Source organism: Mesorhizobium sp. P2_A12 (genome assembly GCF_056405075.1).
In genome coordinates, this window is record NZ_JBFUCU010000012.1 from 243,750 (window position 1) to 258,599 (window position 14,850).

The 14,850-nt window shown below is 62.6% G+C and carries 11 protein-coding genes and 1 pseudogene; 4 read left to right on the top strand and 8 right to left on the bottom strand.

Going from position 1 to position 14,850, the window contains the following annotated elements; genetic code table 11:
- Positions 1-4: 4 nt before the first annotated feature.
- From urtC to urtA, 3 genes are all read right to left on the bottom strand, one after another.
- Complete coding sequence (gene urtC / locus AC1DZU_RS23755) at positions 5-1,237, bottom strand: urea ABC transporter permease subunit UrtC (RefSeq protein ID WP_477288872.1); 1,233 nt, start codon at positions 1,235-1,237, stop codon at positions 5-7.
- A complete protein-coding gene (urtB, locus tag AC1DZU_RS23760) occupies positions 1,234-2,850 on the bottom strand; it encodes an urea ABC transporter permease subunit UrtB (protein WP_477288874.1) in 1,617 nt (538 codons plus the stop codon). The genes urtC and urtB overlap by 4 nt, the downstream gene beginning before the upstream one ends.
- A 117-nt stretch (positions 2,851-2,967) precedes the next feature.
- Positions 2,968-4,278, bottom strand: coding sequence for an urea ABC transporter substrate-binding protein (gene urtA, locus AC1DZU_RS23765; RefSeq protein ID WP_477288876.1), 1,311 nt, complete (start codon positions 4,276-4,278; stop codon positions 2,968-2,970).
- Between the two features lie 313 nt (positions 4,279-4,591).
- On the opposite strand from urtA, the gene AC1DZU_RS23770 reads away from it, so the two are divergent.
- On the top strand, positions 4,592-4,999 hold the full coding sequence (locus AC1DZU_RS23770) for a hypothetical protein (RefSeq protein ID WP_477288878.1): 408 nt from the start codon (positions 4,592-4,594) through the stop codon (positions 4,997-4,999).
- A 121-nt stretch (positions 5,000-5,120) separates the two neighbouring features.
- Complete coding sequence (locus tag AC1DZU_RS23775) at positions 5,121-7,034, top strand: PhoX family protein (protein ID WP_477288880.1); 1,914 nt, start codon at positions 5,121-5,123, stop codon at positions 7,032-7,034.
- A 108-nt stretch (positions 7,035-7,142) separates the two neighbouring features.
- On the opposite strand, the gene AC1DZU_RS23780 is transcribed toward AC1DZU_RS23775, so the two are convergent.
- The 3 genes and pseudogenes from AC1DZU_RS23780 to AC1DZU_RS23790 form a co-directional block, all read right to left on the bottom strand.
- Positions 7,143-8,714, bottom strand: a complete 1,572-nt coding sequence (locus AC1DZU_RS23780) for a GMC family oxidoreductase (RefSeq protein WP_477288882.1) — start codon at positions 8,712-8,714, stop codon at positions 7,143-7,145.
- A gap of 47 nt (positions 8,715-8,761) precedes the next feature.
- Entirely contained in the window at positions 8,762-9,292 is a 531-nt protein-coding gene (locus tag AC1DZU_RS23785) for a gluconate 2-dehydrogenase subunit 3 family protein (protein WP_477288884.1), read from the bottom strand.
- Between the two features lie 171 nt (positions 9,293-9,463).
- Positions 9,464-9,858: pseudogene (locus AC1DZU_RS23790) on the bottom strand (VOC family protein).
- A 231-nt stretch (positions 9,859-10,089) separates the two neighbouring features.
- Here AC1DZU_RS23790 and AC1DZU_RS23795 point away from each other — a divergent pair.
- Positions 10,090-10,395, top strand: a complete 306-nt coding sequence (locus tag AC1DZU_RS23795; RefSeq protein ID WP_457150773.1) for a ribbon-helix-helix domain-containing protein — start codon at positions 10,090-10,092, stop codon at positions 10,393-10,395.
- Here the strand turns inward: AC1DZU_RS23795 and AC1DZU_RS23800 are convergent.
- Positions 10,392-11,102: a purine-nucleoside phosphorylase gene (locus AC1DZU_RS23800; protein WP_477288886.1), complete on the bottom strand. Its 711-nt coding sequence runs from the start codon at positions 11,100-11,102 to the stop codon at positions 10,392-10,394. The genes AC1DZU_RS23795 and AC1DZU_RS23800 overlap by 4 nt on opposite strands.
- An 86-nt stretch (positions 11,103-11,188) precedes the next feature.
- Positions 11,189-13,762 carry a cell cycle histidine kinase CckA gene (gene cckA, locus AC1DZU_RS23805; protein ID WP_477288888.1) on the bottom strand — a complete coding sequence of 858 codons (2,574 nt, stop codon included), beginning with the start codon at positions 13,760-13,762 and terminating at the stop codon, positions 11,189-11,191.
- Positions 13,763-13,984: 222 nt separating this feature from the next.
- On the opposite strand from cckA, the gene AC1DZU_RS23810 reads away from it, so the two are divergent.
- Positions 13,985-14,746, top strand: coding sequence for a hypothetical protein (locus AC1DZU_RS23810; protein WP_477288890.1), 762 nt, complete (start codon positions 13,985-13,987; stop codon positions 14,744-14,746).
- The last annotated feature ends 104 nt before the right edge of the window (positions 14,747-14,850 follow it).

Below are 14,850 nucleotides of genomic sequence, written 5' to 3' on the forward strand. Positions count from 1 at the left end.
TCGCTCACTCCGCCGGCTGCGGTTCGGGACTGGTCGACGACCAGTCGCCCGGCTTTGTCGCCGCGCTGCGAACGATCTTCTGCGGCGGCGGGGCGACGGGGTCGCTGCCGGCCTCCTCGGCCAGAGATGCTGCCCGCAGCGCCTTGGCGTTGCCGCGCCAGGAATCCCACATGCCGACGATGCCTTTGGGCAGCAGAAGTGTGACGGCGACGAACAGGCCGCCGAGCGCAAACAGCCAGAATTCCGGCAGCACGCCGGTGAACCAGGATTTGCCGGCATTGACCAGCAACGCGCCGATGATCGGCCCGACGATGGTGCCGCGCCCGCCGACGGCAGCCCAGATCACCACTTCGATCGAGTTGGACGGTTCGAACTCGCCGGGATTGATGATGCCGACCTGCGGCACATAGAGGGCGCCGGCGATGCCGGCCATGACCGCCGACACGGTGAAGGCGAACAGCTTCACATTCTCCGCCCGCCAGCCGAGGAAGCGCGTGCGGCTCTCGGCGTCGCGCACCGCCATCAGGAGCTTGCCGTATTTGGAACCGACGATTGCCCAGGTGACGAAGACGGCGAGCGCGAGCGTCACCGCACTGGCGGCGAACAGCGCCGAACGCGTCGCATCGGCCTGCACGTTGAAGCCCAGAATATCCTTGAAATCAGTCAGGCCATTGTTGCCGCCGAAACCCATGTCGTTGCGGAAGAAAGCGAGCAGCAGCGCATAGGTCATCGCCTGGGTGATGATGGAGAGGTAGACACCTGTGACACGGCTGCGGAAGGCGAACCAACCGAAGACGAAGGCGAGCAGGCCGGGCACCGCCAGCACCATGAGGCCGGCGAACCAGAAATGGTCGAAACCAGTCCAGAACCAAGGCAATTCCTTGTAGTTGAGGAACACCATGAAGTCCGGCAGGATGGGATTGCCATAGACGCCCCGCGCACCGATCTGGCGCATCAGATACATGCCCATTGCATAGCCGCCGAGCGCGAAGAAGGCGCCGTGGCCGAGCGAGAGAATGCCGCAATAGCCCCAGACAAGGTCGAGCGCCAAGGCGAGCAGCGCATAGCAGAGATATTTGCCGGTGAGCGCGACGATATAGGACGGCACGTAGAAGGCGCTTGTCGGCGACACCGCGAGGTTAAGCAGCGGCACGATGACGGCCACCGCCAAGAGGATGAGAATCGTGATGGCGATGCGGCGGTCCGCCCCCGCGGCGAAGAAGCGTCCGGTGATCATGCTTCCACCGCCCTGCCCTTGAGCGCGAACAGGCCGCGCGGGCGCTTCTGGATGAACAGGATGATCAGCACCAGCACGACGATCTTGCCGAGCACGGCGCCGGCATAGGGCTCGAGGAACTTGTTGACGATCCCGAGCGAGAACGCGCCGACCAGCGTGCCCCACAGATTGCCTACGCCGCCGAAGACGACGACCATGAAGCTGTCGATGATGTAGCCGCGGCCGAGATTGGGCGACACATTGTCGATCTGGCTGAGCGCGACACCGGCAATGCCGGCAATGCCGGAACCGAGCGCGAAGGTCAGCGCATCGACCCATGGCGTCCTGATGCCCATCGAGGCGGCCATGCGCCTGTTGGCTGTGACGGCGCGCATCTGCAGGCCCCAGGGCGTGCGCTTCATCACATAGAGCAGCACGGCAAAGACGGTGAGTGCGAAAACCAGGATCCAGAGACGATTCCAGGTGATCGCAAGCTGGCCGATATTGAACGAACCCGACATCCAGGAGGGATTGCCGACTTCCTGGTTGGTCGGCCCAAAAATGCTGCGCACGGCCTGCTGCAGGATCAGCGAGACGCCCCATGTCGCCAGCAGTGTCTCCAGCGGCCGCCCGTAGAGAAAGCGGATAACGCCACGTTCGATGGCCAAGCCGACAAGCGCCGCGACGAGGAAGGCGAGCGGCAGAGCGATGACCAGCGACCAGTCGAACAGGCCGGGAAAGGATGTGCGGATCACCTGCTGGACGACGAAGGTCGTGTAGGCGCCAAGCATGACCATCTCGCCATGCGCCATGTTGATGACGCCCATGACGCCGAAGGTGATGGCAAGCCCGATTGCCGCCAGCAGCAGCACCGAGCCCAGCGATATCCCGTACCAGATGTTCTGGCCGGCATCCCAGAAGGCCAGCGTAGAATTGATATCGGCGATTGCGGCCGTCGCCGCCTCCTGGACCGCACCCGAGGCGTTCGCCTCGACCGAGGTGAGCAGCGAAACCGCATCGCGGTCGCTCCGTGCGCCGATCAGCGCGATTGCAGCGAGCTTGTCGGCATCCGGCCGGTCGGAAACCAAGAAAGAGGCGGCACGGGCCTGTTCGAGCAGGGCCTTGACGCTCGCCACGGCCTCGCCGGCGATCGCGGTGTCGAGCGGCCCGATGTTTGCGGCATCGGGTGTCTTGAACATGGTGTCGGCAGCGGCAATGCGCACGGCCGGATCCTTGGCGCCGAGCGTCAGCGTGCCCAGCGCATCGCGGATGACGCGTCGCAGCGTGTTGTTGACCTTGATCTTGGTGATGTCGTCCTTGGCGGCATCCGCCGACTTCTCGCCGCTCAGCGGATCGAACAGCTCAACGCTGTCGCCGGCTTCCTTGCCGACGAAGACCAGCGAATCCGCCTTTCGGATATAGAGGTTGCCGTCGGCAAGTGCCGCAAGCGGCCGTTCGACAGCCGGATCACCTGTGGCCGCAAGGTCGTGGACGACAGCGCCTGTCTCGGAAAAACCCTTGGCCGTCGCGAATTTGGCGATGATGCCACGCAGATCGGCTTCGCCAGCACCCGACGACGACAGCGTCGCCAGCAGGAACAAAAGCGTCAGGCCAATCGCGCGCAACAGGTTCATCGGCTTCAGGCGACCCTTGAAGGTTTGAATTGGGCGTCCGGACGGCGGAGGAAACCGTCCGGACGCTGCGGTCTGAGGTCATGGACCTGCGGTCCAGACCTGGTCAGCCCGGGAGGATCAGTTTGTGCCCTTGCCGCCGCATTTGCCGGTGGCGACATTGAAGTTTCCGCAGGACTGAGGCGCTCGCCAATCGGAGATGAGGTACTTGGAGTCAGGCAGGTAGTCGGACCATTCGTCGCCCATCACCAGGCCCGGCGTACGCGAAACCGTCTCGAACTGGCCGTCGGCCTGGATTTCGCCGATCAGCACCGGCTTGGTGATGTGGTGGTTCGGCATCATCGTCGAATAGCCGCCGGTCAGGTTGGGCACCGAAACGCCGATCATGGCGTCGATGACCTTGTCCGGATCGGTGGTGCCGGCCTTTTCGACCGCCTTCACCCACATGTTGAAGCCGATGTAGTGGGCTTCCATCGGGTCGTTGGTGGTGCGCTTGTCGTTCTTGATGAACTTGTGCCAGTCGGCGATGAACTTCTTGTTCTCAGGCGTATCGACGCTTTCAAAATAGTTCCAGGCGGCGAGATGGCCGACCAGCGGCGCCGTGTCGAGACCGGCAAGCTCTTCCTCGCCGACCGAGAAGGCCATGACCGGAATGTCCTCGGCCTTTATGCCCTGGTTGCCGAGTTCCTTGTAGAACGGCACGTTGGCGTCGCCATTGACCGTCGAGACGACGGCGGTCTTCTTGCCGGCCGAACCGAATTTCTTGATTGCGGAAACTTCGGTCTGCCAATCGGAGAAGCCGAATGGCGTGTAGTTGACCATGATGTCTTCCGCCGCGACGCCCTTGGCCTTCAGATAGGCCTCGAGGATCTTGTTGGTGGTGCGCGGATAAACGTAATCGGTGCCTTCGAGCACCCAGCGCTTCACCGAACCGCCGTCCTCGCTCATCAGGTAGTCGACGGCCGGAATGGCCTGCTGGTTCGGCGCCGCACCCGTGTAGAACACGTTGCGCTCGCTTTCCTCGCCCTCATACTGGACGGGATAGAACAGGATGTTGTCGAGCTCGCTGAACACGGGCAGCACCGATTTGCGCGACACCGAGGTCCAGCAGCCGAACACCGCGGCGACCTTGTCCTTGGAGATCAGCTCGCGCGCCTTTTCGGCGAACAGCGGCCAATTGGAAGCCGGATCGACGACCACGGCTTCGAGCTTCTTGCCAAGCAGGCCACCCTTGGCGTTCTGCTCGTCGATAAGCATCAGCATGGCGTCCTTCAGCGTCGTCTCCGAAATCGCCATGGTCCCCGACAGCGAATGGAGAATGCCGACCTTGATCGTGTCGTCGGCCGCCCTGGCGGGCACGGACATCAACAGGCCGGCGGCAACGACGCTCGCCGAAAACATTTTTGTTATTGTCGAGAAATTACCCCTCATGCCTAACACTCCCAGGCTGGTTGATTGCACCGCAACAATGCAATGCAACCCCCATGCCAATCGCCGGGGAGATGTCGAACAAGATACGAAAGTTCAATATTATCAGGCATTTGGTATATTAGCTTTATGAAAACAAAGAGGATACGTTAAAAATTGATTGAGAGAAATTTGCGCAGCGCACAAGGGCGTTGCCTAATTTTTGCCCAAATTGGCAAACTGCCTAGTTTTTGAACTTCGCCGGCGGATCGCACGTGACACAGGTTGCGGCTCGGCGCAAAAATAGGGCAAGCTCGCACCTCAAACGAGCGACGTCATGGTATCCGGCATTTCACGCATTTTTATCGGCATATTGCTTCTTGCGGCAGGGACCGGAGCTGCCCGAGCCGACTTCAGCGACGGCAAGATGCCCGACGGCACCTACCACTGTGAAGTGTACCTGCTTGGAATGTTCCTCAACCTCGGCGATATCACCATCAAGGGCAACGTCTACAGCGGCCCGGTCACCTTCGGGACCGCCCAGCAGGGCTACAACTACCAGATGGATGCAAACGGCGTGATCTCCTGGCTGGGACCGCTCGGCGGCTATACCGCCGGCGGCAATTCGCTGTCGCTGACCCAGGCGACGCTGGACGGCCAGAGCACGCCCTCCTTCGACATCATCATGAAGCAGCCCGACGGCGCCTTCACCGCCTCGACCTGCACCAAAGGAAGCGGTCAGTAGTTATTCCTTGGCAATAGCAGCCGCCTCGGCGGGCCTGCCTTGTGTCTCATGTCATCTGGATGTTGCCGAAACTGGATAGGCAGCGGTGCGCCGTCACCATCCACCTTGAGAGGCAGACACAATGGCCAACTCCCCGTCTTCATCCTCCCCTGTCATTCGCGACGTCATAGCCGAGCGCGTCTCGCGCCGCACTCTCCTGAAGGGCAGCCTCGCATCGGGTGCCTTGATCGCCGGCGGCAGCTTCGTCGGTTCCTTGTTTGCCGGCGAAACACATGCCGCGGCGGCGCTTTCCACACTTGGCTTTCCCGAGTTGAAGCGCGTCTACGACAAGACGCACGCCGCCGCCGAGGGCTATGAAACCACGATCGTGGCACGCTGGGGCGACCCGCTCGTCGCGGGTCTGCCGGATTTCGACGGCAACAAGGTCGCCGCAGACGAGCAGGAAAAGCGCTTTGGCTACAACTGTGACTACATCGCCTTCCTGCCGCTGCCGAAAGGCACGGTCAATTCCGACCACGGCCTGCTCTGCGTCAACAACGAATACATCTCGCCCAACGTCATGTTTCCCGGCATGACCGAGGATGACGCCGGCAAGACGATGACCAAGGAACAGGTCGATCTCGGCATGGCGGCCATGGGTCACTCGATCGTCGAAGTGCTGTTGAAGGACGGCAAGTGGTCGCTGGTTGAGGACAGCCCGCTCAACCGCCGCATCACCGTCAACACCGAAATGACCGTCTCCGGCCCGGTTGCCGGCCACGCCTTGATGCAGACCTCGGCCGATGCCACAGGCACGAAAGTGCTCGGCACCAGCTATAATTGCAGCGGCGGCTTCACCCCGTGGGGCACCGTGCTGATCTGCGAGGAAGGTGTTTCCGACCTGTTCGGCGGCGATCCGAAGAAGGTGCCGGCCGCGGACATTCTCGACCGCTATGGCTTCGACGGTTACGACATCTATGGCCGTGGCCGCTTCCACGACCGCTTCAACATCGACAAGGAGCCGAACGAGGCCAACCGTTTCGACTGGGTGGTTGAGATCGACCCCTATGATCCCCAGTCCAAGCCGGTAAAGCGCACCGCACTTGGCCGCATGTCGCATGAGGCGTCGACGGTCGTCCTCAACAAGGACGGCCGCGTCGTCGTCTACATGGGCGACGACGATTATTTCGAATACATGTACCGCTTCGTCTCGAGCAAGGCTTACGACCCGGCCAAACCGGCGTCCGGCAACGACCTGCTGGACGATGGCGTGCTTTCGGTCGCGCGCTACGACGCCGACGGCTCCATGACATGGCTGCCGCTGGTTCACGGTCAGGGCAAGCTTACGGCTGAAAACGGCTTTGCGGATCAGGCCGAAGTGCTGCTGAAAACAAGGCTGGCGGCGGACGCGCTCGGCGCAACGCCAATGGACCGCCCCGAGGACATCGAGACCAATCCGGTGACAGGCCGCGTCTATGCGGTGATGACCAAGAACAAGAAGCGCGACCAGTCGAAGATCAATCCGGCCAACACGCGTCCGGAAAACCTCTGGGGTCACATCGTCGAACTGATCCCGCCAGGCGGCCGCGGCGTGGACGCCGACCATACCGCCGACAAATATGCCTGGGATCTGTTCGTGCTGTGCGGCAACCCGAAGGACGCCGCGGTCGGCGCCACCTTCCACCCGGACACATCGGACAATGGCTGGTTCGTCTGCCCCGACAACATCACCTTCGATCCGGCCGGCCGGCTCTGGGTGGCGACCGACGGTGCCAATGATTTCGACCTGCCGGACGGCGTCTACGGCGTCGACACCGAAGGCCCGGCGCGTGGCCTGCCGAAGCTGCTGTTCACCTGCCCGCATGGCGCCGAAGCAACCGGCCCCTGCTTCACCCCCGACGGCACGACCTTGTTCCTGTCGGTCCAGCACCCGGCCGAGGACGCCGAGACGCTCGACAAGCTGCAGACACTGTGGCCCGACTTCAAGGACGGCCAGTTGCCACGCCCGTCCGTGGTCGCCATCCGCCGCAAGGACGGGCAGCCGGTCGGCGCCTAGTCAGTCCGGTCCCACAAAAAGGCGGAACGCGCGTTACGCGTTCCGCATGCTGCCCGGGAGGACACTGAAGTTGGCACCGCCCCGGTTATGGGGCGATGTCTTGCCGGCTCAGATCGTCTTGGCCGACATCTGCGCGGCGATGTAATCGGCCTGGCGGATCGCCAGCGACACGATCGTCAAGGTCGGGTTTTCGGCGGCGCCCGTCGTGAACTGACTGCCGTCCGACACGAACAGGTTCTTGATGTCGTGCGTCTGGCCATGCTTGTTGACGACGCCATCGTCCGCCTTCTCGCTCATCCGGTTGGTGCCGAGATTGTGGGTCGACGGATAGGGCAGCGTCGGGAAGGTGCGCGTGGCGCCGACCGCGGCGTAAAGCGCCGAGGCCTGCTTGTAGGCATGGTTGCGCATCGCGGTGTCGTTCGGGTGATCGTCGAAATGCACGTCGGCGATCGGCATGCCGTGCTCGTCCTTCATGTCGGCATGCAGCGTGATGCGGTTCTCCGCGCGCGGCATGTCCTCGCCGACGATCCACAGCCCGGCCATGTGGTCGTAGTGGTCGAGCGCCGTGGTGAACGAGCGGCCCCAGGCCCCTGGATCGAGGAAGGCCGCCATGAACGGCAGCCCGAGCGACAGCGTCTCGAACTCGTAGCCGCCGACGAAGCCGCGTGACGGATCATGGCGCGCCTCGTCGCGGATGATGCCAGCCATGGTGGTGCCGCGATACATGTGCACCGGTTTGTCGAAGATGGCATAGACCGAGCCCGTGGTGTGGCGCATGTAGTTCTTGCCCACCTGCCCCGATGAGTTGGCAAGGCCGTCGGGGAATTTGCCTGACGACGAATTGAGCAGCAGCCGCGGGCTTTCGATTGAGTTGCCGGCGACGGCAACGATACGGGCTTTCTGCTCCTGCAGCTTGCCGTCCTTGTCGGCGTAGACGACGCCGGTCACTTTGCCCGAGGCGTCATGGTTGATCTTGATCGCCATGGCGTTCGGCCTGACTTCGAGATGACCTGTTGCTTCGCCCTTGGGGATCTCGGTGTAGAGCGTCGACCATTTGGCGCCCCATTTGCAGCCCTGGAAGCAAAATCCGGTTTGCTGGCAGGACAAGCGGTCGTCGCGCTCGACCGAGTTGATGGCCATGTTGCCGGTGTGGCATTCCTTGTAGCCAAGCTTGTCGGCGCCGGCCTTCAACACCTTGAAATTGTTGTTGCCCGGCAATCTCGGCCAATCATTGGTGCCGGTGACGCCCATCTTGGCTTCGGCCTTGGCATAATAAGGCTCCATCTCGGCCAGCGTGATCGGCCAGTCGAGCAGATTGGCGCCCTCCACTTTGCCGTAGGTCGACAGCGCCTTGAACTCGTGCTCCTGGAAACGCAGCGACGCTCCGGCCCAATGGGTCGTCGAACCGCCGACCGACTTGACGATCCAGGCCGGCAGGTTCGGAAAATCCTTGGCCACGCGCCAGTCGCCGGAGGTGGTGCGCTTGTCCTTCCAGGCGAGTTGGGTGAACGAATCCCACTCGTCGTTGACAAAATCCTCATATTCGTGGCGCGCGCCGGCCTCCAGGATGACGACGTCGACACCCTTCTGGGCAAGTTCGTTGCCAAGCGTACCGCCGCCGGCACCCGAGCCGATGATTACGACCACGCCGTCGTTGTTCAGGTCAAAAGCTGTTGCCATGGTTTCCTCCCATGATTTTCTGTTTGCGGGTTCAAGAACGACGGGGCTCAGAGCCACTCGATGTCGTTGAAACCGCGCGCGATGTAGCCGCCCTTCGAAAAGGACTCGCCCTCGTAGCCGAAGATCGGCCAGACCTCTTTCTGGTTGTAGAGGCTGACGACGAGGCCGCCACGGATGGCCTGGAAGAACGGCGTCGCCTCGATCTGCTTCAGCACCGCGACGCGCTGCTCCTCCCAGCCAAGGCCCCGGTAGCCTCCATCCCCCGACTTCTCGTCGAGGTCGGCGATGCCATCTTCGATCATCGTCTTGTAGGCGGCGTCCTTGCCGGCCTGCTCGTCATGGCCTTTCACGGCGATGGCGTAGTATTTGTCGGGAACCTGATCGTGCGGATAGATGTCGCGCGCCATCTGGATCAGCGTCGCCATGGTTTCAGGCTTGAGCGCCGATGTCTCGAGCCCCCAGGCATGTTCGGGGCTGATGACCGCGCTGCCGGAAATGACCAGCAACGCGCCGATGCCGCCGCGTTTGAGAAGCTCACGACGTGAAAGTCCAGGCTTCCCGTCATAGATCGTGACCATAATATTCCTCCCTGCTTGCTATTTGCGCCCCCCTTGAAGCGCGTCACAATTGACGTGCTTCAAGACCTTGTTTGTGCATCTCTTTGTCCCAAAACCGCTGCGCACTTTTGGGCGACATGCTTGTAAGCGCCGTTGCTGGCGCCGCACCCGTCGGTGCGGCTGCACCGTCTCCTATTGGAAGCGGCCTCCACGTTGCAGAACCTCGATCTTGTAGCCGTCCGGATCCTCGATGAAGAAGAAACGTGCGATCGGCGAACCGTCATGGTTGAACTCGACGATCTTCTTCGGGTTGAGGCCGAGCGCGCCGAGGCGATCATGCTCGCTGTCGAGGTCGGCGATCGAGACCGCGAGGTGGCCGTAACCATTGCCGAGCCCGTAAGGCTCGTCTCTGCCCTTGTTCACGGTCAGTTCGAGCTCGAACCCGGTTTCGGCGTTGCTGAGGTAAATGAGTGTGAACGTCTCGAAGTCCAGCTGTCGGCAACATCGAGCCCGAAGGCATTCCTGTAGAAATCGACGGATCGGGCCTCGTCGAGAACCCGGATCATGGAATGAATCGCTTTGGCCAAATCAGTCTCCGCCCTTGTGTGGAACCAATTATGGGCAGAGTGGGGAAAAGGTGGTGGCAGCCGGTTACCACGCCCAAAACCGTGAACTGGCGACGCGCTTTAGGGGACAGGGACGAAAGTCCGATTGCCGTTCCGGCAATTTTGCCCGAGAATGCGGATGGGGACAGGTCGAGCAGTATCAGACCGTACGCCTGCCCGCCCAAGACCAACAAGCATGGGAGGTTTTGTCGGATGTGCAGGGTATTTGCGGGCCAGGACCCCGAAGGCTATCGCCAGATCAATCGGTCGATTCGCATTGACGGCCACTCGACCAGCATCCAGCTTGAGGCGACATTTTGGGCGTTGCTCGATGAAATCGCCGAAAACCAGGGCCTGACGACGCCGAAGTTCATCTCCAAGCTCTACGACGAAGCCATCGAGATCAATGGCGCCATTCCAAACTTTGCCTCCATGCTGCGCACCACCTGCGCGCTCTATTTGCGCGGGCATCGGCCAGGCATGGATGAGCAGGCAATGCCGAAGCGGCAAGCCGCCTAGCTGTCGACCGCGATTTCGAGCGCCAGCCGGCTCATATCGGTGAACAGCTCCTGGCGCTCTCGGTAGTCGGTCAGTTCATCGGTCTCGATGTTGTCGACCACCGTGCACATCGACAGCGCCCGGGCTCCGAAATGCCCGGCGATGCGATAGAGCGCGCTGGTTTCCATATCCACGGCCAGAGCTCCGGCTGCCTGCGCCTCGGCAAAGCGGCTGCGTCCTTCAGGATGATAGAAGATGTCGCTGCAAACCGTCAGGCCGGCACAATGGTCGATGCCAAGTTCGGCTGCCTTGGCCAGCGCACTTGCGAGGAGCGCCGGATCCGGACCGGCGACAGCCTTGTAGAGGCCGAAGACCTGACCGCTTTGAGCGCTTTCCGCCCGCGCCGATTGCGAGATGACAAGGCTGCGCAGCTTGGCCTTGGCGGCCAGGCTGCCGCAGGTGCCCGTGCGGATCAACGTCCGGGCGCCATAATAGTCAAGCAATTCATGCACATAGATCAGAAACGACGAGACGCCGATGCCTGTCGCCTGAATGCTGATGGGTCTGCCGCGAAACCGTCCGGTAAAACCAAGGGCGCCACGTCGGCGATTGATGCAGCGCGGCGCTTCCAGAAAAGTTTGCGCCATCCATTCGGCGCGCTGCGGGTCACCCGGCAACAACACCGTGTCGGCGTAGGCACCCTTGTCTGCTTCGTTGTGTGGCGTCACCCGCTGCTCCCCCAAGCCCGCCTGCCGTTTCACCCCGCAATCATGGCGTTGTCACGGCGTCGTGCAAGGGAGAACATCAGGAAATTCTAAGACTCCAGCACATCCTTGACGATCGTCGCCAGTTGCTTGAGCGAAAACGGCTTTGGCAGGAAGCCGAAATGCGCATCTGCCGGCAGGTTTCTTGCGAATGCGTCCTCGGCATAGCCGGACACGAAGACGAATTTGATGTCCGGCTGGCGCTTGCGCAATTCACCGAGCAGCGTCGGCCCATCCATTTCCGGCATCACCACGTCGGAGACGACGATGTCGACCTTGCCGCCCAGCGCCTCGAACACCTCCAGCGCCTCGACGCCCGAGGATGCCTCGTGCACGGTATAGCCGCGCGACACCAGCGCCCGCATGCCGCCCATGCGCACGGCGTCCTCGTCCTCGACGAGCAGCACCGTAGCCGAGCCGGAGAGATCCTTGGCCGCATCGGCCACTTTCGCCGGTGCCGCCGGCAGATCGTCGGGCTGGCCAGCCTTTTTCGCTTCGGCGATATGACGCGGCAGGAAGATGCGGAAAGTCGAGCCCTTGCCGACCTCGGAATCGCAGAAGATGAAGCCGCCGGTCTGCTTGATGATGCCGTAGACCATCGACAGGCCAAGCCCGGTGCCCTTGCCGACTTCCTTGGTGGTGAAGAAGGGCTCGAAAATCTTCTTCAGCACGTCGGGCGCGATGCCGCTGCCGGTATCCTCGACCTCGACCACGACATAGTCGGCCGGGGTGAGCTCACGATAGGAGAAGGCCTTGCATTCGTCTGCGGTCACATTGCGCGTGCGCACGGTGAGATCGCCGCCTGCCGGCATAGCGTCGCGGGCGTTGACCGCAAGGTTGACCACCACCTGTTCGAACTGCCCGATATCGACCTTGACCGGCCACAGGTCGCGGCCATGGTCGACCTTCAGCTTGATGTCGTTGCCGACAAGGCGGGCCAGCAGCATCCTGAGATCGGCAAGCACGTCGGTCAGGTTGAGCACTTCCGGCCGCAGCGTCTGCTTGCGCGAGAAGGCCAGCAATTGCCGCACCAGCGAAGCCGCCCGGTTGGCATTCTGCTTGATGTTCATGATGTCGGGGAAGGATGGGTCCGACGGGCGGTGGTTGGTCAACAAAAGGTCGGACGCCATGATGATGGCGGTCAGCACATTGTTGAAGTCGTGCGCGATGCCGCCGGCAAGCTGGCCGACCGCCTGCATCTTCTGGCTTTGCGCCATCTGCCCTTCGAGCGCCTTTTGCTCCGTCGTCTCGACGGCGTAGACGATCGCCGACTCTTCGGCACCCTCGCCGCCGGTGCCGTCGGCGACCGCGTTGACGTAGAAACGGATGTGCCGGTCGTCGTTGCCGGGCAGCAAGGTATCGATCGGCTCGATGTCGGCCTGCCGCTGCTGCGCCTTCTCGAAGGCCGCGGCGAAGGCCGGCCGGTCGCGCTCATGGATCACCGTGTCGAGCCGCACACGGCGATCGACCGCGTCCCGGTCGACGACGGACGAAAACAGCGACAGGAACGGCGCATTGGTGCGCAGGATACGCCCGCTGTGGTCGACGCCGGCGATCGCCATCGGTGTCGAGTTGAAGAAGCGGGTGAAGCGCACTTCCGAAGCACGCAGGTCGGCCGAGGCGTCCTCGCCCTGCGTTCGGTTGAGCACGATCGTGCGCGTCGGCCCGTTGAGGCCTTCGCGGCTGGCCGAAACGCGGTGCATGAAGCGCACCGGCAGCGCCTCGCCCGTCATCGTCGTCAGGTCGAGATCGATGACCGCGTTGCGTGTCGTTCCGGGGTCGGCCTTGACCGAGCGGACCAGCGCCATGCCGTCACCGGCCACGATCTCCGGCAGGGTGACGGAGCCCGGCGTGAAACTGGTAAGGTCGATACCCAGCCATTCGGCAAGCGTGGCGTTGATGTAGGTGACGCGGCCGTCCTGGTCGGCAGAAAAGAAGCCGGCCGGCGCATGGTCGAGGTGATCGATCGCCTTCTGCAGGTCGAGGAAGAAACGCTCCTGCTCGGCCCGCTCCTGCGAGATGTCGGCAAGCTGCCAGGCCAGCATCGGCAGCCGCTGGCCCGGAACGCTGAAGGCGCGGGCACGCGCCCGGTACCAGCGGGCGCCGGGTTCGGCGCCGGGCCGAATGGACTGCGCCAGACGAAACTCGCCGTCGCCCGACTGGCCGTCGCGCAGGCCGGACGCCAGCCGATAGATCGTCACCGAGGCTTCGGGGACATCCGAAAGCAACCCCTCGACCGTCTTCAGGTCGGCCGCTGACGTCGCGCCGGTCATGTCGGCATAGGCCCGATTGGCGTAGACGACGCGGCCCTTGGTGTCGGTGACGAGAAGGCCCTGCGACATCGAATCAACGAATGCCTTCGACAGTTCGTCACCGGTCGAGCGCGGCGTGATCTGCACGAAGCCGATCGCCGTGGCGAACAGGAAGCCGACGCCGATCATCGCCAGCACACCGAGCATGCCGAGCAGGAAAGGGTCGCCCAGGCGCTCGCGGAAAAGGCCGAAGACAATAGCGGCCCCGGTCAGAACGACGATGAAAATGATGAGCCGGGTGACCGCGCCCGGTCGCGTATTCTGGTCGACGATCGGTACCGGATAGAAATCGCCGCGCGCTTCCTTGGCCATGTGCCCCCTGCTCGTGAATTCCGGTGTTCCGACACCCGCCCCTAGCGGGTTGAATCATATTCTCCTAGTCCGGAAAAGGCCTGGGCGGCAAATGTCGGATAAAAATGATATCTTCCGGCCTTCGGAGTTTTCAAGCTGTTCATCAAGTGCGAAACGCATTGCGGTAGCCCGCCGCAACGGTCTAGTGTCGCGTCACCTTCCAAGGGCAATCAGGGAAAACCAATGCAATGGCTGGATAGCGTGGCGGGCCCCGGTTATGCCGCAGCACTGTTGTGGACGTTTGCAGCGCTTGTCCTGCTGGTCATCGTTCTCGTCATCATCAAGCTCGTGCGCAACCTGACGTTCGGAACCTTCGTTGCCGGCGGCAGGAACCGCAAGACGCGGCTGGCCGTCATGGACGCCACCGCCGTCGACAGCCATCGCCGGCTGGTGCTGATACGCCGCGATGATATCGAACATCTGCTGCTGATCGGCGGTCCAACCGATGTTGTCGTCGAACGGGACATCAGGCTTTCGGCACCACGCCGTCCGGCGCTGACCGGAGATGGCGGCTTGCAGCCGGTCCCGGCCGCCGCTGCCCCCGCGGCGAAACCGCGTGCACCTCAACCCGCGCCTCCGCCGCCGGCCAGGCAGGCACCTGCTCCGCAGCCGGTGAACGCGGCGCCGCCCGCACGCCCACGCCAGGCAGCACCGGCGCCAACACCGGTGCCGGCACCAGCACCGCTACCAAAGCCGCAAAGTTACCAGCCGACCAATGTCACACCGCTGCCCGCCTATGGATCCGCGAACGCCAATGCCGTCAGGCAGGCGCCACCGCCGCCGAAGCAGGACAGCATCGACGATAAGCTGATGAAGGAACTCGAAGTGTCGCTCGACCAGCCGCGTTCAAGCAGCCCGGTGAGTAAACCGGCGGCGAAGGCACCGCAGTCGCTCGACGACGAAATGACCAAGCTTCTGGGCGAACTCTCCAGCCAGAAGAGATGATCAGATCCTGATCTGCCCAGCGGGCCGGGAAATGAACCGGTCAAGGTTGTGGGCAACAAAAAATGGCCGGCAAACCGGCCATTTTGATTATCAACATCGCTGCA

Bases quoted from the DNA above. Each gene is read 5' to 3' on its own strand.
- urtC (WP_477288872.1), bottom strand. From the start codon at position 1,237: ATGATCACCGGACGCTTCTTCGCCGCGGGGGCGGACCGCCGCATCGCC.
- urtB (WP_477288874.1), bottom strand. From the start codon at position 2,850: ATGAACCTGTTGCGCGCGATTGGCCTGACGCTTTTGTTCCTGCTGGCG.
- urtA (WP_477288876.1), bottom strand. From the start codon at position 4,278: ATGAGGGGTAATTTCTCGACAATAACAAAAATGTTTTCGGCGAGCGTC.
- AC1DZU_RS23770 (WP_477288878.1), top strand. From the start codon at position 4,592: ATGGTATCCGGCATTTCACGCATTTTTATCGGCATATTGCTTCTTGCG.
- AC1DZU_RS23775 (WP_477288880.1), top strand. From the start codon at position 5,121: ATGGCCAACTCCCCGTCTTCATCCTCCCCTGTCATTCGCGACGTCATA.
- AC1DZU_RS23780 (WP_477288882.1), bottom strand. From the start codon at position 8,714: ATGGCAACAGCTTTTGACCTGAACAACGACGGCGTGGTCGTAATCATC.
- AC1DZU_RS23785 (WP_477288884.1), bottom strand. From the start codon at position 9,292: ATGGTCACGATCTATGACGGGAAGCCTGGACTTTCACGTCGTGAGCTT.
- AC1DZU_RS23795 (WP_457150773.1), top strand. From the start codon at position 10,090: ATGTGCAGGGTATTTGCGGGCCAGGACCCCGAAGGCTATCGCCAGATC.
- cckA (WP_477288888.1), bottom strand. From the start codon at position 13,762: ATGGCCAAGGAAGCGCGCGGCGATTTCTATCCGGTACCGATCGTCGAC.
- AC1DZU_RS23810 (WP_477288890.1), top strand. From the start codon at position 13,985: ATGCAATGGCTGGATAGCGTGGCGGGCCCCGGTTATGCCGCAGCACTG.